The organism is Leucobacter sp. 1207-22 (assembly GCF_052850455.1).
This window is the reverse complement of the sequence record NZ_VXCR01000001.1, coordinates 15,981-38,932: the sequence shown is the minus strand read 5'-3', so window position 1 is coordinate 38,932 and position 22,952 is coordinate 15,981. Positions and strand designations below refer to the sequence as shown.

Here is a 22,952-nt window from a genome sequence, read left to right as displayed (position 1 = left end):
TGAAGGTACTTGCGCGCATAACATCAGCGACGATAGGGGGAGTGAGAGACTGCCCCGTGCCCTCCAGCCTACGTCATCGCTCGAAGGAGCGCGAGGAAATTGCGATACTTGCTCGACTACTTTCGTCGGGGCATGCCCTGCTGCCCTGCAATGTCAGTGCTACCGGGTAACGTCGTTCGCATCATCTTGTATCTAAGGAGCAGACATGTTCATGCAGCATCGCAGCGGCGGCGGAACTCGCATTATGACGAGTGCAAGCGACCTGACCGCTGCGAGTATGTGCGAATTTGCATTCTTGCGCAGGGTGGATGCCAAGCTGGGGAGAAACGTCGCGGTGCCTGCCGATGATGATCCCATGCTGGCGCGTGCAGCCGCGCTGGGCAACGCTCATGAAGAGCGCGTTCTCGAGCAGTATCGTGCTGAATTTGCTCCTGGGGAAGCCGGGCATGCTGGCGGGGTAGTAGAGATCGCGCGCTGTGATCCACGCGACGAGATTGCGCTTACTCTCGCAGCACAGGCGACGCGAGAAAGTTTGCTCGGGCAAACCGAAGTTGTCTTTCAAGCGACATTCTTCGACCCCGCACAAAAGAGCGTGGCGACAGAGTCTGGCGAAATGGAGCTTGGGTTCCTAGGCTTCGCAGATTTTCTCAAGCTGCAGCCAAACGGCGATTATGAGGTACAAGACACCAAGCTTGCCCGCCGAGCCAAGGTGACTGCGCTCATGCAACTCGCAGCGTATGCCGAGCAACTCGAGCGTATCGGGGTTCCAGTTTCGCCCGAGGCTGTGCTGATTATGGGCGACGGCGCAGAGTCTCGACATAAGGTTGCTGATATCGCTCCCGTCTTTCGAGCACGGAGAGAACGACTGCACCGAATGCTCTTTGACCGAGTGTGTGCGGTGGGGAATGATGGAACGCCAGCCAGCGCCGAACCAGTGCGCTGGGGTGACGCCTCAATTTCGGCGTGCGGCACATGTGAGGTGTGCGAGCCTGAAGTGACGGCTTCACGTGACCCGTTGCTCATCGCTGGAATCACGCGGCGGCAGCGTGACCTCCTGCGCGTTTCGGGGTATGAAACTATCGATTCAGTTGCTGCGCTTGAACATCAGCTGCCCGAAATCGATGGTATTGCTCATGGCGTATTGGAACGCACGGTCGCGCAGGCTGCGGTGCAGCTTGAAACCTCACTCAGTGGCACCTTGGCCGTGCGGGTCGTCGATGCGCAGGCGCTGGCTGCGATTCCTGCGCCAAGCGAGGGCGACCTTTTCTTCGACTTTGAGGGCGACCCGCTGTATCGGGAACCTCAAGGACACCGTTGGGGCATTGATTACTTGTTCGGCATGGTCGATGTCAACGAGCGTTTCACTTCGTTCTGGGCGCACGACTTAGAAGCCGAGAAGCAAGCCCTGCGCGACTTTCTCGATTTTGTGAACGAACGTCGAAGCCGCTGGCCCGACATGAAGATCTATCACTACGCGGCATATGAAAAGTCACATCTCCTGTCGATTGCTGCTCGCCATGGGGTTGGCGAGGTTGAAGTTGATCAACTGCTTCGAGAACACGTGCTTGTTGACCTGTACCCGATCGTTCGACGTGCGCTGCGAGTCGGCTCACGGTCATACTCGATCAAGAAACTTGAACCCTTGTATATGGGCAATGAATTGCGGGATCAAGAGGGGGTGACCTCCGGTGCGCAATCGGTATCTGAATATGCCGAAGCGAGCGCTCAACTCGCATCCAGCGATCTGAACAATCAAGAACTGGGGCAGCGCCGGCTTGACGCCATTGCTGACTACAACCGCTATGACTGCGTGTCAACACTTCGTCTCCGTGACTGGCTTCTATCACTCGCTCGCGCCCACGATGTCGTTCCGTTTTCCCCGACTGAGCTACTTCCCGCAGAGACGCTCCCGAACGTTGAACTCAGCGAGGTCGGTAGCGAGTTGCTCGAACTCGCAGATGCAGAGTTTGACCCGGCCCGAGCGCAAGCTCTGCGGCTTGCTTCGAGCGCGATTGACTACCATCAGAGGGAGCAGAAGTCTTTCTGGTGGTCGCATTACGCGCGACTCACGGACCCAATTGACGACTGGGCAGACACTCGCGACGTGGTCGTCGTTGAATCGTCACTGAGCTATGTTGAGGAAGATTGGCACACGCCAGAAGGCAAACGCGCGAGCAGACGGTATCTCAGAATTCGTGGTGGTATTGCTCCTGGCAGCTCCCTGAAACCGGGAACAAACCTGTTTGCGTTGTATGAGTACCCCGCCCCATTCCCTACAGCCAATTGGCGGCCAGGTGAACGTGCCGCACGCAACGTGACGGTGATTGAGCGGCACCTCGACGGTGTGACAATCGAGGAAATGCTTGGCCGAGATACTGAACCATATGTCGGTCTACCGGTAGCACTCACGCCAGGGGCCCCACCGCATCCGGGAAGGCAGAAGGGAGCAATTGAGGAATGGGGTCGAACACTCGTTGACGCGGTGAGAGCCCAAGGCGTCGTACGAGATCCCGTGTTCGGTCTGCTCTGCAGAGCTGCGCCACACTTGCGTGAAGATTGTGCGCTCGTCGCTGTAGAGTCAGAAGCTGCCCTCGCTACGGTTGATGGCAATGCAGAACACCGCACTATTGGTGCAGTGACTGCTTCGATTCGTTTGCTTGACAGGGCTGCGTTGGCGGTTCAAGGCCCGCCAGGTACAGGTAAGACGTACTTGGCTGCGCGGGTCATCAAACGACTGGTTGAGGAAGACGGCTGGCGGATTGGCGTCGTTGCGCAGTCCCACAAAGTTGTCGAGAATGTGCTTTCTGGCGTGGTGCGGGCAGGTGTCTCCCCAGAGGTCGTTGGCAAAGTGCCGCAGACGGGTACCGGGCCTACGAACGATTCTGACTCCGACTACACGCTCCTTCCAAAGAATGGTCACGGCCGGTTCCTTGCTGGCCTGATCGAGACAAATCGCGGAGGTGTTATCGGAGGTACAGCTTGGGACTTTTCGAATGAGGATCGCATAGCACGGCGTTCCCTTGACCTTCTCGTAATTGATGAAGCTGGACAATTCTCCCTCGCCCCGACAATCGCTGCGTCAGTTGCAGCGGAACGATTGCTCCTACTCGGCGATCCGCAACAGCTGCCACAGGTTTCCCAGGGAAGTCATCCGGAACCCGTCGACACTTCTGCACTTGGCTGGTTGCTGGGTGAGCAGGGGACGTTGCCTGCAGACAAGGGATATTTCCTTGCGGAGACGCGGCGCATGCGCCCTGAACTCACCGAAGTGGTATCTGAGCTGTCGTATGAGAATCGATTGACCGCACATGAGAGCGCGCTCGAGCGCAGCGCCTTCGGAGTCGGAAACGCCGGGCTTTCACTCGTCACGGTCTCTCACTCTGGCAATGCCACGCATTCGCCTGAGGAAGCCGCCGTGGTCGAACAGCTGGTTCGTCGCCTGCTTGCCGGTGAACTTATCTCGGCAGAACATCCTCGTCGTGCAGTGGATCCCGGAGACATAATTGTTGTCGCCGCCTACAACGCGCAGGTCGAATGCATTACAGAGTGGCTGTTGCAAGCAGGATTGGACGGCATTCGCGTAGGTACGGTCGATAAGTTCCAGGGCCAGGAGGCTGCATTCGCGGTCGTGTCGATGGCGGCGTCCAGTGCTGACGATGTGCCGCGCGGCCTGGAATTTCTCCTCATGCGGAACAGGCTGAACGTTGCGATGAGTCGCGCCCAGTGGGCTGCATACTTGGTTGCCTCAGACCGACTGGGGGATGGCCTGCCGACAAGTGCTGAGTCCCTGGCCGCGCTGTCCGGGTATCTTCGACTCCTTGAGCGAGCCTCACACTTACAATTGGAGGTATGAGCAGGGCAACGTCAGCCATTCACCGTGCAACGGATATCGTGTTCGGGGTGTTGTACCCGGGGGTAGATGCCACCACTGAGACAATGCAGATGCAGCGCGAAGTGCGAGCTCTGAGTGCTGCCTTCTATGCCCTGGTCGTGAGTGCAATCGCCGGGCTGCTCTTGTTTCGAGACAGTGTCCCTGCCTGGGGGCTGATTTCTCCTGGCAGTATCGGATTAGTAGCTTCCAGCTTGTGCGCCGGCATTGCATCTGCCCTTGAATATTCGCGAGCTATGCGTTGTGAAGCAACGACCCTCACACTTGGCCGACGCCTGCAACGTTGGTTCGATACCGTGGTGATAGCGCTTGCCCACGCAGGCATCGCAGCCTTGATGATGCTCTTACTTACCGCCGTGGTCGTGCAGGGCGTTATTGGGCTTCGGCTTGATGCGTTGACGAGCACACTCGTTGTCGCGCTTTGTGCAGCTGCCGCTGCATACGCTGGCACTATTTCCGGTGGAAATATCACCATGAAGTCGTTGTCAACTCTGCTTGCAATGTTCATGGTAGGTGGCATTGTTGTTGCAATGCTGACGACATCAGAAGCTGAATGGTGGCAGCTGCACTTTAGCGAGCTAGGCACAGGCGACGACTTCAGCAGCAGCGTGTTCAACATCACGTTTATCGTTGGCGGTTTTCTGTTCGCGTCGCTTGCGTCACAGATTCACAGCGAATTGCGCAAATGGGACGTCGCGTCACTTCCAAGCACTCGGCGCAACACGACATACGTGGCATGGTTGTTCGTCGGGATTGGCATCTGTCTTGCCGGAGTTGGCGTAGTCCCAGTGAACGTGAGTTTGCTCTTTCACAACACGTTTGCGACTGGCATGGCAGTGCTTTTCGGAGCATTGCTCATTGGGCTGCGCTGGTGGCTCGACGGTTTCCCAAAGCCGTTCCTGCTGTTCTCCGATGGTGTGATGATCGCTATCATCGTTGCAGCCTTGTTTTTCTGGCCCATTGGCGCATATAACCTTGCCGCGTTTGAAGTCATCGCGGCTGGCGTGATCGCCATGTGGATCGTAATTTTCTTGCGGCATCTTGCTGCCGCAAGTTCCGACTCTGACACGCCGCAGGCCGAATCCTCCGTGCCTGCTGAGGAGCTGAAATGAGACACGCAATTCCATTTAAGACGCCGCCTGCACATCACACCGGTGGCATTGAGATCCCCCGTAAACGAGGGGGCGGATCAAAACGATCTGAGATTCCTCATTTTGAGGTCATGCGAATCACTGACGAGGTCGCACGACTCCGACTTGCTGGAGAAGACGTCGTATCACTGTGTGCTGGTGAACCCAGTGCCCGTCCAGCGCCAGGCACACTCAAGGCTGTCGGCTACACAGGCCCGCTCGGAACGATGCCGTTGCGTGCGGCAATCGCAAAGCACTATTTCGATTGGTACGGCGTCGACCTTGAGCCCGAGGCTGTTGCGGTAACCACGGGTTCCTCAGGGGCGTTCCAACTGGTATTCCTCGCTGCGTTTGATCCCGGTGACCGTGTTGCGCTGGTGTCGCCGGGGTATCCCGCATATCGGAATATTCTGCGCACACTTGGCGTCGAAGTCATCGAAATTCCGACGGGTCCCCAAACGCGATACCAGCCGACTCCCGAGCTCCTTGACGAAGCAGTTCGAGAGCACGGTGAGCTGGCTGGGCTTGTGGTCGCGTCGCCAGCGAATCCGACCGGAACGATGCTCAATCGTGGCGAGCTCACAGCTCTTGTGGGATGGTGCCAGAGAAACCACACGCGCATCATCAGCGACGAGATCTATCACGGAATTACCTTCCCTCAGCCAGGTGAGGCAGATCCGAGGGGAGTTTCGGTTGCGTCACTCGACCCGAACGCGGTCGTGATCAACTCATTTTCGAAGTACTGGGGTATGACTGGTTGGCGGCTCGGATGGGCGATACTGCCTGAGGACCTGCGTGGCCCAGTCGAGGCGCTAGCATCAAACTTTGCATTGTCCCCACCATCTCCTGCTCAGGAGCTGGCACTCACCGCATTTACTGAAGAATCGTATGCTGAGCGCGATGCAGTTGTTGCCGGATTTGCACGGGCTCGCTCATTGATTCTTGATGCCGCCCCCGAACTCGGATGGGGAACCGCAGCACCATCGGATGGAGCCTTCTACTATTACTCTGAACTCGGGCCATGGCTTGAAGAATTTGGCAGCTCTGCTGCATACGCGAAAGCGCTCCTGAGTGAAGCGAACGTCGCGGTGGTGCCAGGCGTTGATTTTGACCTTGTGCACGGTGATCGGGCAGTGCGTTTGTCATACGCTGCCGGTGAAGCCGCCGTCGAAGAAGCGATTGTGCGAATTCTTCGCTTCCAAGAGCTACGAAAGCGGTAGCGCAGGAATCAAGAGCGTAGCTCTGACGGCATCGTTTACATAGCGAAGCGGCCTCATCATGGAACACATGATGAGGCCGCTTCGCTATGTAAACGCATCGTGAGCGACAGGCTGCTATGCGCCGAAACGAATGACCGTGCCAGAGGAGATACCGACTCTCGTTTGGAGAGCTGCATCAACCGTCGCGACAGGCGTGGCGGTGACATCTGCAGTGATGCCAAGCTCAGCGAGTACTACGGATTCTTTTCCCGAAAGATCCAAGACAAGCGCAGAGATTGAGTCGATCATCGGAGCCTCGAGTCCTGCGACCGCGCGGCTGACCGCTGAACGTACCGCCTTTGCGAGGGAGGCGTCATCGTTGCTCTGCAGCGCCACACGAGAGGTGGTGTAAGCAACCCCGTCTCCAGAGAGTGCCTCGCCTACGATTTCGGTGTCTTCGATGCGAGCACGCAGTTCGAGCACGCTGCTCGTTGAAGCCAGAGGTTTCGTTGCGAATGGGAGGGGAATGCCCGAAGGGGCACCGCCATGATCATGTTGATCAGGTGATGCCCCTCCGAATGAGAACTTCAAATCCATGAAGTCCAGAATACTCCTGGGAGTTACGCGTTTGCTGCGAGAACCTCTGCGAGTTCCGTTGCGGGGAGCTCAGGGAATGCCTGTGCAACGCCGGCGTTGGTGATCTTGCCCTCGAACGCGTTCAGGCCCTTAGCGAGCGCTGCATCTGCGTTGAGTGCCTTAGCCCAGCCCTTGTCAGCGAGTGCGACGACGTAGGGGAGGGTTGCGTTGGTGAGTGCAGCGGTTGAGGTCTCGGGGACCGCACCGGGCATGTTTGCAACACAGTAGTAGATCGAGTTGTGAACCTCGAAGGTCGGGTTGTCGTGAGTGGTTGCAACCGAGTTCTCGAAGCAGCCGCCCTGGTCGATAGCGATGTCGACGAGGACCGAGCCCTTCTTCATCTGAGCGACCATTGCATCGGTAACGAGCTTGGGTGCCTTCTCGCCGGGGATCAGGACCGAACCGATAACGAGATCGGCTTCCTTGAGAGCCTCGGTGATGTTGTGAGCGTTCGAGGTGCGGGTCTGGATGCGACCGTTGAACTCGTCCTCGAGCTGCTTGAGGCGGGGGAGAGCGATGTCAATGACGGTGACCTCTGCGCCCATGCCGTATGCAATACGTGCAGCCTGCTCACCAGCAGCACCGCCACCGATGACAACAACCTTGCCGCGGCGGGTAGCGGTCACGCCACCGAGGAGGATGCCACGGCCGCCGTTTGCCTTCATCAGCGAGTATGCGCCGACCTGAACCGAGAGGCGACCAGCGACCTCAGACATCGGTGCGAGGAGGGGGAGTGCGCGGCTTGCAAGCTGCACGGTCTCGTAGGCGATAGCCGTGGTGCCCGAGTTGAGGACTGCCTCGGTGAGTGCCTTTTCTGCTGCAAGGTGCAGGTAGGTGAAGAGCACCTGGCCCTTACGCATCTTGTCGTACTCAGAAGCGATGGGCTCCTTGACCTTGAGGATCATGTCCGACTCAGCCCAGATCTGGTCTGCACCTTCGATGATCTTCGCGCCTGCAGCAGCGTACTCCTCATCGGTGATAGCCGAACCGAGGCCTGCACCAGCCTGAACGAATACCTCGTGGCCACGGCGAGCGAGCTCGAATACGCCTGCCTCAGTGATGGCAACGCGGTTCTCGTTGTTCTTAATCTCGGTAGGAATACCGACGCGCATGTTTCTCTCCAATTATTCAGAGTTGCTAGTAAGGAAACGAAGCTTCCACCGGAATGTTAACCCGAATTGTAAATACGCGCTAGATTTCGGAAAAGTTCTCTTCTTCGTGAAGTATATTCGATATCGTCAGTGAAGCATCGAATTCTCTGCGAAATCCGCACAAATTGCGGCTTTTGTGGGGCGTGGGAATGCGAAGTGCGAAGGAGGACACGTGTTGGAAGGCTCAAAGCAGACTGGCCGAGCTGTTGATCTTGACGAGGTTGACCTCAAGATTGTGCACGAGCTACAGCTCAATGGACGCATCACGAATGCGGAGCTTGCGGAGCGTGTTGGTGTCGCTGCCTCGACCTGTATTGCGCGCGTCCGCAACCTCGTAACTCGGCGAGTGATTACCGGATTTACCGCGACGGTTGATCCGCGAGCGGTTGGGTTAGATCTTCAGGTGCTCGTGAGCGTGACCGTTCGTTCTGGTGCCCGCCAACTCATCATGGAGCTCAGTGATTCACTGCGTGCACAACCAGAGGTGATGCAGCTGTTCTTCCTCGGTGGTACGGAAGACTTCATCATGCATCTGGGGGTTCGCGACTCCGACCACGTTCGTGATTTCGTCATGGAGAATCTTTCGACTCATCCCGCAGTATCTGCGACTCGAACGAGCATTGTCTTTAGTCATTTTGCGAATCCGGTTTCGATCGGCTCGGTTGACTGAGTTTCGGAAACGCATTTGGGGCGGGCAGATCATCACATCTGCCCGCCCCAAATGTTCACTAAGAACTAGTGATCTGTCGGCGGTGTGAGTCGGTTTTCGTGTGCGTCGAGTGCGAGCGCGACCTGCTGTAGCGAACGGGAACTGTACCGGCCGATCGCACGTTCGTCGAGGAGGGCAGCCCTTTGCGCCTCGAGTGAAACATTTGCAAGTCGAAGATAAGCCTCGGCAGGAGGTTCATGTGTTGACGGATGCGAAGGGCTTGTTGCCCCGAGAGAAATTGCCAACGGAGCGAGCGCGTTCTTGCTGCTCATTCGCGCGCGTTCTGCGATGGGCTCCGGCGTAACGGATCCTCCCGTAATCGCTTCTTTCGCAAGCGTGTCGTCGATCGCCGTGATGCCGGAGTCGATGAGATCTCGACAGAGCACCGCGAGCTCCGTAAAGTCGTTTCCTCCTGTGCCCTCCGGCCAAAGTTTGCGGATCAGTATAGGAAGCGTGAGCCCGTGGAACAGCAGGGTGACTGTTGCGACGATAAACGCTGTAAGGATGATCTGTTCACGAAACGGGACTTCAACGGGAACAGATTGGGCTGCCGCAAGCGTGACAACACCGCGCATGCCCGTCCATGAGAGCAACAGGCCATCGCGCCAACCGAGCTGTGAGTCACGTTCATGAGCTGCATCTGCTGCGGAACGCTGAGCGAGGCGCTTCGTTCGATTCAGCCGCGCGGCTGAAGTGTCAGCGTTCGACTGCATGCGTTTGACGACGAGACCGAGGCCACGGCTTCGGTACTCAATTCGACGGGCGGCATGGCGCATTACCCAAATGGTTGGGACCATGAAAATTGCGCGGCACACGATGAGTACGGCGACCAAGATGAACGAGACGAGCGCGACAAGGCCGAGATGGAACGAAGAATCACCGACGCTGTCGACGAGACTATGCAACTCTAGGCCCATTAAGAGAAAGACGCCGTTGTCGAGTACGAATTGAATGGTGCGCCAATTCAAACGTTCATTCGTGCGGGCGGTTGCGCTGAACTTCAAGGCAGCATGATGACCCGTGTAGAGCCCTGTCACCACAACCGCGAGAACGCCTGAAGCGCCGACTTCCTCGGCTGGGATGAAAGCGAGGAAGGGAACTGCAAAGGAAATAACGGTGTCGTGTACCGGGTTGGAGAGTTTGGATCGTACCCAGACGGTGATAATGCCAACACAGAACCCAACGAGTACTGCCGCTGCAACCGAATAGCTAAACATGCCAACCGCTGGCATAAATGCGAAGCTGCCAGAAAGTGCGATGAGTGCTGTCTTCAGCAGCACGAGCGAGGTAGCGTCATTGACGAGGCTCTCACCCTCAAGAATTGAGACAATGCGATCAGGCATGCCAAGACGTTTGCCGATTGCTGTTGCCGCAACTGCATCAGTCGGGCTGATAACTGCGCCGAGTGCGAAAGCTACGGGAAGTGGAACCTGCGGTACGGCCCAGTGCAGTGTGAACCCGACCACCATGGTGGTGAGAATGACGAGCACCACGGAAAGACCAATCACTGGTCTGAAGTTCCTGCGGAAATCAATCAGCGGCACGTTAACTGCAGCTGCGTATAGGAGCGGTGGCAGCACACCCACAAGGATGATCTCAGGGGAGACGTTGATGTCAGGCATGAATGGCAGGTAGCCAATACCAATGCCGAGCAAGATCAGAATGAGCGGGGCAGCTATTCCGATTCGCGATCCGATGATGGAGCCGGTGATCAAGACGATCACCGCGATGATTGAGATGAGTCCGATCTCCATTGTTGTAGCCTATGCTCTTCTGGGCGAACGGTGTGCAGTGCTGATGCGGATCTCGGTGAGATCTTGGCCGTTGAACGCACTCCAGCGGGCAACATCCTGTGACATCTCGTCTTCGCTTATCTCAGCTCCTGGGAACACATCAATGCACATCTTTTCGCGTTGTTTTGCGTCGCGTCGCCAGGTCCCAATGACCTGGTCGTTGTTAATGATTGTTCCAAGAAAAGCACCGTTCTTGCCTGGCACAATGCGCTCGATGCCACCGACAGGGAGCTGTGGTTCGCGAATGCTGTATCCCAAGAGGTGCTCGTCGAACGGTGCGAGCATCAATGCCTCTTGCATGGGCCGAATCTCTTTACCGATCAACTCGTTGTGCACCCAGGCTTCTCCGTGGGACCCGGTCATCGCCTCGCCATGTTCGTCAGTGAGCGTCACCGCAACGAGTGTTCCAGCTTCTGTCGCGGCGGCGAGTCCCTGCTTCACCTCCCGCACTCCGAGCCCGGACCACCAAGCAAGGTCCTTGGCGCGGATCGGTCCCCTCGCGAACGTGTATCGAGAGGCAAGCTCGACGAGCGCTGAGATCTCGTCTAGCTGACGTGTAGCAGGCAGCCATGTCTCGGCAAGAACCAGTCTTGGCTCTGCAAATTCTTGAACAGGGCCAAGGGTGGCAAGTCCGTTCTGACAGAGCCACCAAATGAGGTGGTAACGCCAGTTCGACTGCCAAGGGATAGCTGCTGCGGTCCAAGCTTCGGAAAGCTGGTTACGGTCCAGGCCCGCAATACCGGCCGCCCGCAGGGCTGCGAGTGACGTATCGATGAGCCGAGCGAAAATCTTCTCATCTAGGCCAAGAACTTCTCGACGTTTCGGAGCTGTCGCCAGCGGCTTCTTATTCGTCAGGTTCTGCAGCCATCCGATGTCCTCTGCCGCAACTAAGTGGATCGTGCCGCGCATCGGCCAAGATCGAACAATCTGACCGGCATTCAGCGCATCAACGACAGATTGCCGTGAAGCTGACGCTACGCGTCGACCAACCGCCCACTGCGAAGCCTGCCAGTCCTGGCCCTGCGTCGCCAACATCATTGCGGTGACTTGGGCGACGTCGGCTCCGAGCCCTTGGTCAGCGTGGTGTAAACCCTGAGCATCAGCACGAAGGGCTCGTACATGTTGCGGAGTGAGAAGTTCGGACATGATGCTCAGTGTAAATTGCGCCACCGACATCGCAGGATTATTTCGACCGATGTTGCGCCTGTTCAGTAAGGCGGGCGTTGCAGGCAAGGGAAATGTGGGTGGTCTGTGGGAAGGTTGTTGTGATGACCTCGCAAGCACGCTGCAAGGAGCGAACATGCATGAAATTCAATGCCCCCACTGCGGTAAGGCGTTCACCGTCGATGAAGCCGGCTACGCGCAGATTTTGCAGCAGGTGCGTGACACTGAGTTTGATCAGCAGCTTCATGAACGGTTGAAGCTGCTGGAGCAGGAGAAGCTCCAAGAGCTCGAGCTTGCCAAAGTGAAGGCAGCTGGCGAACTTCAACGCGCGACGGCAATGAAAGACTCAGAAATTCAACGTCTGGAGTCCCTTGTCTCCGCTGGCGAGTCAGCACAGAAGATCGCAATCGCCGATGCACTCGCGGCAGTCGAAAAAGAGCGTGATCGGATGGCATCTGAACTTGCAGAGGTCAGGGCGGCGCAGGTCGCCCAGGCAGAACTCGTTGAGGCTCGGTTTGCTGTTCAGCTGCAGCAAGCCGAAACTACCCTGAACTCCCAGATTGCAGAGCTGAAGTCTCGGTTGAGTGCAGCAGATACAGAACAGGAGCTCGCGGTTACCCAAGCAGTAGGCAAGGTATCAAAGGAACGCGATGAACTGCAGAATGAGTTGCAGCGAGCAACCCTTGAGAAAGAGCTCGCTGAACGCTCAATCACTGAACGTTTCGAAGTGCAGTTGAAAGACCGTGACGATGCCATCGAGCGCCTGCGCGACATGAAGTCTCGACTCTCGACGAAGATGATCGGGGAGACGCTTGAGCAACACTGTGAGAACACGTTCAATCAGATTCGCGCGACTGCGTTCCCTCATGCGTATTTTGAGAAAGACAACGACGCGCGCTCTGGCAGCAAAGGTGATTACATCTTCCGCGATTCGGACCCGAACGGCGTCGAAATTGTCTCGATTATGTTTGAGATGAAGAACGAGGCTGATACAACTTCGACCAAGCAGAAGAATGAGGACTTCCTTAAAGAGCTCGACAAAGATCGCAATGAGAAGGGGTGCGAGTACGCGGTGCTCGTTTCGCTGCTCGAATCAGACAGCGAGCTCTACAACACTGGTATCGTCGATGTATCGCATCGGTACCCCAAAATGTATGTTGTGCGCCCACAGTTCTTTTTGCAGATCATCACATTGCTGCGAAACGCAGCGTTGAATGCGTTGCGCTACAAGTCTGAGCTAGAACTCGTGAAGGCGCAGAACATTGATATCACCACTTTCGAAGGTGAGCTCGACGCGTTCAAGGGTGCATTTGGGCGCAACTATGATCTCGCTTCCAAGCAATTCCAAGAAGCGATCAAGCGTATTGATACCTCGATTTCTGAAATGCAGAAGGTCAAAGAGCAACTGCTGAAATCAGAAAACAACCTGCGACTTGCGAACGATAAGGCGCAAGGGGTCTCGATCAAGAAATTGACTCGTGGGAATCCGACCATGCAGGCAAAATTTGCGGAACTCGATCAGGGTAGTGCCCGTTCGGAAGACGCCTAGAAAGCAGGAACCCTTCACATGAACCTCGGCGCTGTCCTAGAAAACTCAACGTTTAGCGAGCCCGATGAGATCTTTGCCGCCTTCGAAGCCTGGGCACTCGAAGAGCGGGGCCTCAGCCTGTATCCGGCTCAGGAAGAAGCTGTGCTTGGCATGACGCTCGGCTCGAACGTCATTCTGGCAACGCCGACCGGCACCGGCAAATCAATGGTCGCGCTCGGCGCCCATTTCGCTGCACTCGCTGAGGGACGCCGCACGGTGTACACCGCGCCAATTAAGGCATTGGTGAGTGAAAAATTCTTCGACCTTGTTGAGATCTTTGGTGCTGAACGCGTTGGTATGGTGACCGGTGATACCTCTATCAATCCAGATGCGCCGATTATCTGCTGCACAGCAGAGATTCTTGCCAACCTCGCAATCCGAGATAAGAACGTCGACAACGCAGAGGCTGACGGCTTTACACAGGTAGTCATGGATGAGTTCCATTACTACGCTGACGCTGAGCGTGGTTGGGCATGGCAGGTTCCGCTGTTGCTTATGCATGACGCCCAGTTCCTCTTGATGTCAGCAACCTTGGGCGACGTCACTGACCTTGCAGCAGACCTTGAAGATGCCACCGGTCGGAGCGTTGAATTGGTCACTGGCGTTGAACGCCCTGTTCCGTTGAGCTTTAGATATGAAGTCGCCTCAGCCCAAGAAGTTGTGGAACAGCTGCTTGCGGACAAGGAAGTGCCGGTATATCTGGTGCACTTCAATCAGTCGCACGCGGTTGAGCAAGCGCAGGCGCTGGCGAGTATCAAGATTGTGGATCGCGCAGGTCGTGATGAGATCGCGGCAGCTATTGGCGGATTCCGGTTCTCAGCAGGTTTCGGGCAGACGCTTTCGCGGCTGGTTCGGTCGGGCATCGGAGTCCATCACGCTGGCATGTTGCCGAAGTATCGCCGTTTGGTTGAGCAGCTTGCCCAGAGAGGTCTGCTGAAAGTTATCTGCGGTACCGACACGCTCGGCGTCGGAATTAACGTTCCAATCCGAACCGTCCTCATCACCGCTCTCACAAAGTTCGATGGTGAGAAGATGCGTCGCTTGTCAGCACGCGAGTTCCATCAGATCGCTGGTCGTGCAGGCCGTGCGGGCTACGACACCGAGGGAGATGTTGTCGCCCTCGCGCCAGAACACGAGATCGAGAACGCAAAGTCTGCAGCGAAAGCTGCGGCGAAGGCAGCAGGCGGTAAAAAAGCGAAGCCTGTGAAGAAGAAAACTCCGCCACAGGGATTCGTTGCATGGAATGAGCAAACGCTCGACAAGCTTGTCGCGTCAGAACCCGAGCCGCTGGTGAGTCGAATGCGTGTCACCCACGCGATGGTTCTTGGCGTCATCGGAAGAGGCGAGTCCTGGCAGGGCGAGGCTCTCAACACGATGCAGATGCTCATCTTCGACAGCCATGAACCTCGAGCGAAGCAGTTTGAGCACGCGCGAACTGCGATCGAGATCTTCCGCACACTGCGCAACAGCGGCATCGTTGAAGTGCATGAGAAGAATGGCGAAAAGCTGCTCGGGTTGACGGTTGACCTGCAAGCAAACTTCGCGTTGAACCAGCCGCTCTCCCCATTTGCCATCGCAGCGATTGAGCTACTTGATCCAGAGTCTGAGACTTATGCGCTTGACGTTATCTCTGTGATTGAGTCGACGCTTGAGGATCCGCGCGCCATCTTGCGGGCACAGGAGCACAAGGCCCGCGGCGAAGCTATCGGTGCGATGAAAGCTGAGGGAATCGAGTACGAAGAGCGGATGGAGCTCCTTGAGGAGATCACCTATCCCAAACCGCTCCAAGAACTCCTCGACGAGGCCTACGAAGCCTACGTGAAGGAAGTTCCTTGGGCGCGAGACTACGAGCTGAAGCCAAAATCTGTGGTGCGAGACATGATCGAGCGTGCGTTTGGGTTCCGTGACCTGGTTTCTTACTATGAACTTGGTCGGGCTGAAGGAGGCGTCCTACGCTACCTCTCCGACGCATATCGAACGTTCGAACGAACGATTCCCGAGAGTGCAAAAAATGAGCAACTCGAAGAGCTCATTGAGTGGCTCGGCGAGCTCGTGCGCCAGGTCGATTCGAGTCTGGTGGACGAGTGGACAGCCGCGCTCGATCTTGAACAGGGCGTCGATACTGCCGCGATTGAACAGGCACATGAGGCGCGTGAATCCATCGCCCCGCCAACAGCTCGAAGCCTGCTCGCAAATGAACGCGCGTTCCTGGTCATGGTGCGAAACGCGCTATTCCGACGGGTACAGGCTGCGTCACTCGAACGCTACAAAGAGCTTGACGAACTTGATGGACCGCATGGGTTTGGCGAAGCACAGTGGCGCGAGGCGCTCGATGGTTATTTCACCGAGTACGACGAGATCGGCGTCGACGCGAATGCGCGTAACGCGGCACTCGTTGAACTCGACAGGGGCCAGGACGTTTGGCGATTCCGCCAAGTGCTGCTTGATCCGAACGGTGACCGCGACTGGGGCATCGAAGGAGAAATTGACCTAGCAGAATCTGAAGCTCGCGGGGAAGCGGTCGTTGTAGTGCAACGAGTCGGCCCGTTGAGTGACGCGAGCTAGCAGGCGATTCGTACACTTCAGTTCCGCTTTGAATAGGATGACGAGTATGACGCTTACTCCAGAGCTATTTCTCGCAAACGCTGATCACACGCTCCTTGCGCCAGGGACAACCCCTGCTGAACTCTCGGATTTCATGGACCAGGCGGTTAAACTCGGTGTTGAACGGGTCTGCGTGAGCCCATCGCTGCTGCCCGTTGCGAAGCGCGGGCTTGAGATCGTAACGGTTGTGGGCTTCCCCTCTGGTGCTCACCACTCAGAAATCAAAGCAGCAGAGGCGGCGCTGGCTATCGCTCACGGCGCCGATGAAATCGACATGGTCGTGAATGCGGCATTTGTCCGTGCAGCAGACTGGGAAGCTTTGGAAGCAGAGATTCGTGCAGTGCGCATGGCCGTGCCAGCACCACACGTTCTCAAAGTCATCCTGGAAACTGCGGCGCTCACGCCCGAGCAAATTCGTTCGGCCAGCCTCGCTGCAGCTGCAGCCGGCGCAGACTTCGTGAAGACTTCTACCGGTTTTAGTCCTGCTGGAGGCGCGAGCATCGAAGCTGTGCGAATGATGTCGCAAACAGTGGGGGCCTCAGTCGGAGGCATTCTCGGGGTGAAAGCCTCTGGCGGAATTCGAACGGCTGCTGATGCGCGCGCGATGTGGGAAGCGGGTGCCACACGATTCGGTGTCTCGGCTACCGCGGCAATTGTTGCGGACTGGGCAAGTACCGAATCCCCGGTTGCAGACCGAGCGGGCTACTAGCCATGAAGCTGGTTGTGCAGCGTGCGAGTCGCGCAAGCGTCACTGTCGCAGATGAAGTCGTCGGGAGCTTCGAAGAGCAAGGACTCGTGGTACTCGTCGGTGTCACCCACAGTGACACTCCTGAGATCGCAAAGCGGCTTGCTGAAAAGGTTTGGAACCTGCGTGTGCTCGACGACGAACAGTCATGTGCGATGCGCAACGCCCCAATTCTCGTGGTGAGCCAGTTCACGCTCTATGGGGACATTCGAAAAGGCACGCGCCCGTCCTGGAGCAATGCGGCACCAGGAGCCGTTGCCGAACCACTCGTTGAGGCGTTTGCCGTGGCGCTTCGTGAGCTGGGCGCGACCGTGCCCACCGGGAAGTTTGGTGCGCACATGGAGGTGCAGCTCGTGAACGACGGCCCGATTACGTTGGTTGTGGACAGCGAGATGTGGAACGAGCCGCGCCGCTAGCTGGGTTGGCAGGCCGCGCAACCGGTCTATTCCGTATCTTCGTCGACCCACTCCATCGACTTGGTGACAGCCTTCCGCCATTGGCGCAGCAGCCGGTCACGCTCGGAAACAGGAAGTTGCGGCTCCCACCGATGCCCCTCTTGCCAGTTGCTGCGTAGCTCATCTGTGCTTTGCCAAAAACCGACGGCGAGACCAGCAGCGTATGCTGCACCGAGCGCCGTTGTCTCAGCGACCTCCGGGCGCACGACTGGTACTCCGAGCATGTCTGCCTGGAACTGCATGAGCGTGTCATTCGCCACCATGCCGCCGTCAACGCGCAGTTCAGTCAACGCAACCCCGCCTGCTGCGGTCACATCGGCGTTCACCGCATCGAGCACATCACGGGTTTGATACGCGACCGCTTCGAGGGCAGCACGTGCGATGTGGCCACGGTTTGAATACCTCGTGAGGCCGACGATTGCTCCGCGCGCGTCGGGACGCCAATACGGGGCAAACAGTCCGGAGAAGGCTGGCACAAGGTAAACGCCACCGTTGTCTCCAACAGTTGCTGCAAGCGGTTCAATGTCTGCAGCTGCGTGGATCAGCCCGAGTTGATCTCGTAGCCACTGCACAAGGGAACCAGTGACCGCAATCGATCCCTCAAGCGCGTAGCGCGCTGGTTCGTTCCCGAGCTTGTAAGCGACTGTTGAGAGGAGCCCATTAGCTGACCGCACGACTCGCTCACCCGTTTGGAAGATGAGGAAGCAGCCAGTGCCGTAGGTGTTTTTCGATTCGCCAGCAGCAAAGGCCGCCTGTCCGAATGTCGCCGCCTGCTGATCTCCGAGAATTCCGGCGATGGGTACCCCGCGCAGCAGCGAGTTGTCTGAAACAACTCCGTACACCTCAGAGGATGAACGAATCTCGGGCAACATCGCGCGAGGAACATCGTAGGCTGCGAGGAGTTCTTCGTCCCACTCGAGCGTTTCGAGATCCATGAGCATGGTGCGCGACGCGTTGGTGACGTCCGTGGCGTGGACGCCGTTGTGCGCGCCACCGGTGAGGTTCCACAACACCCAAGTGTCTGTTGTGCCGAAGAGGAGTTCACCGCGTGCAGCGCGGGCACGCGCGTTGGGAACGGAGTCAAGGATCCAAGCGATCTTCGATGCAGAGAAGTAGCTCGTGAGAGGAAGCCCGGTACGTTCGCGGAACCGATCCGCGCCCAGTGGCGACTGCTCAGCCAGCGCATCGACCAGACCCTGCGTGCGCGTGTCCTGCCACACGATCGCCGGGTGAATCGGTTCACCGGTCGCACGGTCCCAGACCACGGTGGTCTCACGCTGATTGGTGATCCCGATTGCGGCGATGTGCTTCTCGTTGAGGTCAGCCTTTCCGAGCGCTGTGCCGATGACCTCCTGCACGTTTGCCCAGATTTCAAGGGCGTCATGCTCCACCCAGCCAGCTTGTGGCATGTGTTGCGCATGCTCGCGTTGGCCAACAGACACCACCCTGCCAGCATGGTCGAACACAATCGCTCGCGTCGAGGTCGTTCCCTGATCAATCGCCAGGACATGTGTGGCCTTCGAAATCACCATGCTGTCATCCTCCCACGCCAGGTTGGCCAAGCGTCACGCGATGTGCGTCACGCAGAATTGCGGTTGCACGCTCGACCTCACTGAGTTGTGATTCCGTATCCCAGCCAAGGGCGGGGGCGATTGCCGCCGCAATCTCAAGGAGAGAGTTGTGTGTGAGCCCGCCGCGGAATGCGAGCGAGGTCCGACGCAAAAGAATGTCGTCGAGGTGTACGACGTGTTCTGAAGCGGCGAGGTACGCGAGCTCATCGCGCGAGTATTCCGGGTGCGAAGTCAGCGGCGTCAGTTCGTCTGGCAGCGCGGCGAGTATCTCGGCCGCGCGGGTTCCGTAGCGATCAAGGAGGATCTCTACGGTGCGCGGATCATGTCGCCCGCTGTGCTTTGCGACCCAGAGTCGCCGGGCAGCACCATCCTTTGGGAAACCCGCGCCACCGCCGATCGGCGTAGACCTCGTATGGTTTCGACGATCCGCGCCCAGCAGCGTGAGCGTCTCATCTGCGAGATGCTCAGCGAGCGCGCGGAACGTCGTCCACTTGCCACCCACCAGGCTCAGTGACCGAACCGCGCCCAACCAACCATGCTCAATGCGGTAGTCCCGAGAGACAAAACCGGGCAGCGTGTCATCATGCCGGGGGAGCGGACGCACGCCAGAGAACGTGTACACAATGTGTGACCGGTTGACGGCGACCGTTGGGAAGATATGGGCAATGAGGTCAAAGAAGTAGTCGATCTCGTCATCGGTACACACGTGGTCGCCGTCAGGCCTTGCTTCGGTGTCAGTAGTGCCGACGAGCACCCGATCCTTGAGCGGATAGATGAGTACGATTCGACCGTCAGAATGCTCGAAGAAGATTTCACGCCCGCCGGTTGCTGCAAGGAGCTCAGGGTGATCCAAGACGACATGGGATCCCTTGGTGCCGCCCATGTATTCAGTGGGTCGACCCAATGCGGCGTTCGTCGCGTCCGTCCATGGGCCGCTCGCGTTCACAATCGTGCGTGCGGTAAACGCGAACTCTTCGCCAGTGACCTCGTCACGCAGTATGGCCTTGCCGTCCTGGAACCCCGTGAGCGCGGTGTAATTCCAGGCGCGAGCTGTCGCACTTTGCGGGCCGGAACCGGCGATGAGGCCGTCGGTCAGGACGTCGAGGGCGAGCCGCTCTGGATCGTGCATTGACGCGTCGTAGTAGCTTGCGGTGTATTTCACCCCGGGATTCAGGCGTGGCAGGGTGCGGATCGAGCGGGTGCGGCCGAAGAACTTGTGGCGTGGCACCTGGCCGCCATCACGCGAGAAGGTGTCGTAGATTTCGAGACCGATCTTGATGAGCACTGCGCCACGCTCGCGAGGCTTTCCTCGCCCGTGTGTGACAAGCAGTCGGAAGGGCGCAGCAATGATGCCTGAGAATGTCGAGAAGATCGGAATGGTGGTGAGCAGCGGCTTCACATAGTGTGGGGCATTCTTGATGAGTCGGTTGCGTTCTTGGACTGCCTCACGCACGAGTCGCAGTTCACCATTTTCGAGATAGCGAATTCCGCCGTGAACCATATGACTTGACGCAGCAGATGCGCCAGAGACGAAGTCGTTCTTTTCTACCAATGCGACGTCGACGCCTTGTAGCGCAAGCTCACGGAACGTCGCCAGGCCGTTGATGCCGCCGCCGATGATGAGCACATCTGCGCGTGGCCGATCCCTGAGTGAGGTGAGGCGGTGGGAAGAACGCTGCGTCGTCATGTTGGACTCCTCTGCTCGCGTCGGCGCGGCCGTCGGGCTTTCTCTTAGCCTAGCGAGAGATGTCGGTGGCGTGTGGTGCAATAGAGGTATGACGAAAACCGATCCTGGCTGGCGGCATGAGCCTTCAATTCTGCACGCCGATATGGACTCGTTCTTTGTCTCAGTTGAGCTGCTCGAACGGCCAGACCTCGTCGGTACACCGGTTGCGTCTGCGTTTGACGGTGAGCGCTCTGTGGTGTCAAGCGCAAGTTATGAAGCGCGCAAATTTGGTGTGAGATCAGCAATGCCCGTCGCGCGCGCCAAGCAGCTGTGCCCGCACATCGTATTGATTCCGCCTGACATGGCAAAGTATGCCGCGGCGTCAAAAGAGATCATGCAGATTTTTCGGGAGTTCACTCCACTTGTCGAACCCATTAGCGTCGACGAAGCCTTTCTCGATGTGGCAGGTTCGGTGCGGTTGTTCGGGCAGCCAGTAGAGATTGCGCGACAGATCCGCGAGCGGGTTCGTGAGCGGACCGGGCTACCGGTTTCTGTCGGCCTTGCCGGGTCGAAGTTCATTGCGAAGCTTGCTTCGCAGCGAGCGAAACCAGATGGGCTGCTTGAGATTCCGCCAGCGCGCACGCTGGAGTTCTTGCATCCGCTCCCCATCGGTGCGATGTGGGGCGTTGGCGCTGCGACAGAACGTGCGCTGTCTGGTCGTGCGATCCACACGGTCGGAGACCTTGCGCGCGAGCCGCTGGAATCGTTGCGTCGCATTGTGGGAAACGCGAGTGCTGAAAAGCTGCACTCGCTTGCGAACGGACGTGACGTGCGGTCGGTGAACACTTCACGTGTTGAGAAGAGTGTCGGGCACGAAGAGACGTTTGCGCACGATGTCAGTGACCCTGTGCTGCTTGAGCGTGAGCTCCTCCGCCTGTCGGCAAAAATCGGTGAACGATTGCGTGACAAAGGATTCGTCGCGAGAACTCTGGCTATTAAGGTGCGATGGTCAAGCTTCGAGACGGTGACGCGTTCGAAGACGCTTGCCGATCCGACCGATGCGACCCAGCGCATCTATCTCACTGCGAAGGAGCTCTTCTCGGAGTTTGGCTCCGCAATGCGGCCGGTGAGGCTTATCGGTGTGCGGGCAGAACAGCTTTCACTCGGCGGCGGCGCATCTCTGGCGCTGTGGGACGACGACGAACAGTGGCGTGCGGTTGACCACGCGGTTGATGAGGTACGCGAGAAGTTCGCTGGTCTCGGGCTGCAGCCGGCTCGCCTGCTTGGCGGACGCGGCCGAGTGGTAGACCCGCGTTCCCTCCGCACTCCAGACGACCTCAGCTAATCCGAAGCGCGCGGTGTGCGCCACCGAAGTTACGGTCTAGAGCGTCTGGTCAGGGGCATCGTTCGGCACTGAATCGTCATCGTGTAGAACTTCTGTGAGTACGACAATTGACTCCAGAAGCCCGGCGAGCCAGTCATAGACCATGACGGTTCCGCGGGTGTCTTCGTCATCGATGAGCCGGTCGTGATCCGCGTCAGACCCAATTCCGATACGGGCAGCAAGCGCGATGCGCAGTGACGTGACGGTTCGTAGCCAGGGGAGTAGGCTCGCCTCGGTAATGCTGACTTCGACTGCCGAATCAGGATCTGCGCGCCCGAGGCCGAGGTCACCTGTGACCTGCATGGCGTCTTGGAGCTTCCGGTTGATGAGGCCCTGTTCCGTCACCCGTCGGAACTGTGCGGCCTCTTCGGCGTCTTCGAAGGCGTTCGGAAACAGCGCGGCGAGTGCGGGGTCTTCAGGGAGTTCGTCTGAACCACCCACCTCAAGACTTGCGAAGAGTGGGTCAGGATCAAGTGTTGTGCTGCTGTGGCTCTGCACCAGTCCGATGAGCTGGCCCACAAGGTGGTCGAGCATGCCTGCTTCTTCAGCCTCGAGCCGGAGCACCAGGTCGTCACCGCTCGTGTACATGCGCATGGTTAGCTCACCTTGTGTACGGTTGCCGAGAGGCCGTACCCATGCATTGCCTCGACGTGCAATTCCATGGCCTCGCGGCTCCCTTCTGCAACGGCAGCACGGCCGTCATTGTGTACCTTGAGCATGAGCTCTTCCGCGTGATCTTGCGAGAAACCGAAATATGAACGGAAGACGTAGCTGACATACGACATGAGATTGATGGGATCATCCCACACAATCGTCTGCCAGGGCTGTTCCGGATCCACCTGGGCGGTGTCCTGCGTTGACGCGGATCGTTCGGCGATAGCAACCATTTATCCCCACCCCAGTTCGTGAATACGTTCTTCCGTTATGCCGTAGAAGTGTGCAATCTCGTGCACGAGTGTGATTCTGATTTCAGCCATGAGTTCATCGAGATCAGCGCAGTGCTCAAGCAGGTTCATGCGGAACAGGATGATGCGGTCTGGTTCTTCACCGTACCCGTATACGCCACGTTCTGCTACAGAAAACCCCTCATAGACACCGAGAGTATCGCTGCCATCTTCTGGTGCATCTTCGACAAGGAAGATCACATTGTCGAGCTCCGCCATCATTTCAGGGTGGAGTGAATCGAGACCATCGGCCACGAGCTCCTCAAATGATTCTGCAGAGATTTCGAGCATGTTCTCACCTTATCTGTCCCTGTGCGTCAACGG

18 protein-coding genes are annotated in these 22,952 nt (G+C 57.8%); 9 read left to right on the top strand and 9 right to left on the bottom strand.

Going from position 1 to position 22,952, the window contains the following annotated elements; genetic code table 11:
* The first annotated feature begins 205 nt into the window (after positions 1-205).
* The 3 genes from FW756_RS00165 to FW756_RS00155 all read left to right on the top strand — a co-directional run bounded on the left by FW756_RS00165 (position 206) and on the right by FW756_RS00155 (position 6,239).
* Complete coding sequence (locus tag FW756_RS00165; protein WP_446428163.1) at positions 206-3,853, top strand: TM0106 family RecB-like putative nuclease; 3,648 nt, start codon at positions 206-208, stop codon at positions 3,851-3,853.
* Entirely contained in the window at positions 3,850-5,001 is a 1,152-nt protein-coding gene (locus FW756_RS00160) for a DUF998 domain-containing protein (RefSeq protein ID WP_446428162.1), read from the top strand. The genes FW756_RS00165 and FW756_RS00160 overlap by 4 nt, the downstream gene beginning before the upstream one ends.
* Positions 5,002-5,111: 110 nt before the next feature.
* On the top strand, positions 5,112-6,239 hold the full coding sequence (locus FW756_RS00155) for a pyridoxal phosphate-dependent aminotransferase (RefSeq protein ID WP_446428721.1): 1,128 nt from the start codon (positions 5,112-5,114) through the stop codon (positions 6,237-6,239).
* A gap of 114 nt (positions 6,240-6,353) precedes the next feature.
* Here FW756_RS00155 and FW756_RS00150 read toward each other — a convergent pair whose 3' ends face one another.
* Positions 6,354-6,701, bottom strand: coding sequence for a hypothetical protein (locus FW756_RS00150; RefSeq protein WP_446428161.1), 348 nt, complete (start codon positions 6,699-6,701; stop codon positions 6,354-6,356).
* Between the two features lie 137 nt (positions 6,702-6,838).
* Positions 6,839-7,966 (bottom strand): alanine dehydrogenase, encoded by a 1,128-nt coding sequence (ald, locus tag FW756_RS00145; RefSeq protein ID WP_446428160.1) that lies wholly within the window; start codon positions 7,964-7,966, stop codon positions 6,839-6,841.
* A gap of 211 nt (positions 7,967-8,177) precedes the next feature.
* Here ald and FW756_RS00140 point away from each other — a divergent pair, with 211 nt between their 5' ends.
* Positions 8,178-8,675, top strand: coding sequence for an Lrp/AsnC family transcriptional regulator (locus FW756_RS00140; RefSeq protein ID WP_446428159.1), 498 nt, complete (start codon positions 8,178-8,180; stop codon positions 8,673-8,675).
* Between the two features lie 65 nt (positions 8,676-8,740).
* Here the strand turns inward: FW756_RS00140 and FW756_RS00135 are convergent, their stop codons facing one another.
* On the bottom strand, positions 8,741-10,468 hold the full coding sequence (locus FW756_RS00135; RefSeq protein ID WP_446428158.1) for a cation:proton antiporter: 1,728 nt from the start codon (positions 10,466-10,468) through the stop codon (positions 8,741-8,743).
* 9 nt (positions 10,469-10,477) lie between these two features.
* Positions 10,478-11,653, bottom strand: a complete 1,176-nt coding sequence (locus FW756_RS00130) for a winged helix DNA-binding domain-containing protein (RefSeq protein ID WP_446428157.1) — start codon at positions 11,651-11,653, stop codon at positions 10,478-10,480.
* A 154-nt stretch (positions 11,654-11,807) separates the two neighbouring features.
* On the opposite strand from FW756_RS00130, the gene FW756_RS00125 reads away from it, so the two are divergent.
* Genes FW756_RS00125 through dtd form a run of 4 tightly spaced genes read left to right on the top strand, consistent with a single transcriptional unit; the run spans position 11,808 to position 17,024 of the window.
* On the top strand, positions 11,808-13,220 hold the full coding sequence (locus tag FW756_RS00125; RefSeq protein WP_446428156.1) for a DUF2130 domain-containing protein: 1,413 nt from the start codon (positions 11,808-11,810) through the stop codon (positions 13,218-13,220).
* An 18-nt stretch (positions 13,221-13,238) separates the two neighbouring features.
* Positions 13,239-15,824 carry a DEAD/DEAH box helicase gene (locus FW756_RS00120; RefSeq protein ID WP_446428155.1) on the top strand — a complete coding sequence of 862 codons (2,586 nt, stop codon included), beginning with the start codon at positions 13,239-13,241 and terminating at the stop codon, positions 15,822-15,824.
* Between the two features lie 46 nt (positions 15,825-15,870).
* Positions 15,871-16,572 (top strand): deoxyribose-phosphate aldolase, encoded by a 702-nt coding sequence (gene deoC, locus FW756_RS00115; protein ID WP_446428154.1) that lies wholly within the window; start codon positions 15,871-15,873, stop codon positions 16,570-16,572.
* A gap of 2 nt (positions 16,573-16,574) precedes the next feature.
* Entirely contained in the window at positions 16,575-17,024 is a 450-nt protein-coding gene (dtd, locus tag FW756_RS00110; protein ID WP_446428153.1) for a D-aminoacyl-tRNA deacylase, read from the top strand.
* 26 nt (positions 17,025-17,050) lie between these two features.
* Here the strand turns inward: dtd and glpK are convergent, their stop codons facing one another.
* Together glpK and FW756_RS00100 are read right to left on the bottom strand one after the other, a co-directional pair.
* Positions 17,051-18,595: a glycerol kinase GlpK gene (gene glpK / locus FW756_RS00105; protein ID WP_446428152.1), complete on the bottom strand. Its 1,545-nt coding sequence runs from the start codon at positions 18,593-18,595 to the stop codon at positions 17,051-17,053.
* Between the two features lie 4 nt (positions 18,596-18,599).
* Entirely contained in the window at positions 18,600-20,321 is a 1,722-nt protein-coding gene (locus tag FW756_RS00100; protein WP_446428151.1) for an FAD-dependent oxidoreductase, read from the bottom strand.
* 88 nt (positions 20,322-20,409) lie between these two features.
* Here FW756_RS00100 and dinB point away from each other — a divergent pair, with 88 nt between their 5' ends.
* Entirely contained in the window at positions 20,410-21,645 is a 1,236-nt protein-coding gene (gene dinB / locus FW756_RS00095; RefSeq protein WP_446428150.1) for a DNA polymerase IV, read from the top strand.
* 36 nt (positions 21,646-21,681) lie between these two features.
* Here dinB and FW756_RS00090 read toward each other — a convergent pair whose 3' ends face one another.
* From FW756_RS00090 to FW756_RS00080, 3 genes are read right to left on the bottom strand one after another with little or no spacing between them, the layout of a single operon-like run.
* Positions 21,682-22,278: a DUF2017 family protein gene (locus tag FW756_RS00090; protein WP_446428149.1), complete on the bottom strand. Its 597-nt coding sequence runs from the start codon at positions 22,276-22,278 to the stop codon at positions 21,682-21,684.
* A gap of 2 nt (positions 22,279-22,280) precedes the next feature.
* Positions 22,281-22,571, bottom strand: a complete 291-nt coding sequence (gene clpS, locus FW756_RS00085; RefSeq protein WP_446428148.1) for an ATP-dependent Clp protease adapter ClpS — start codon at positions 22,569-22,571, stop codon at positions 22,281-22,283.
* Entirely contained in the window at positions 22,572-22,919 is a 348-nt protein-coding gene (locus FW756_RS00080; RefSeq protein ID WP_446428147.1) for a metallopeptidase family protein, read from the bottom strand. It abuts the gene before it with no gap.
* Positions 22,920-22,952: the final 33 nt, after the last annotated feature.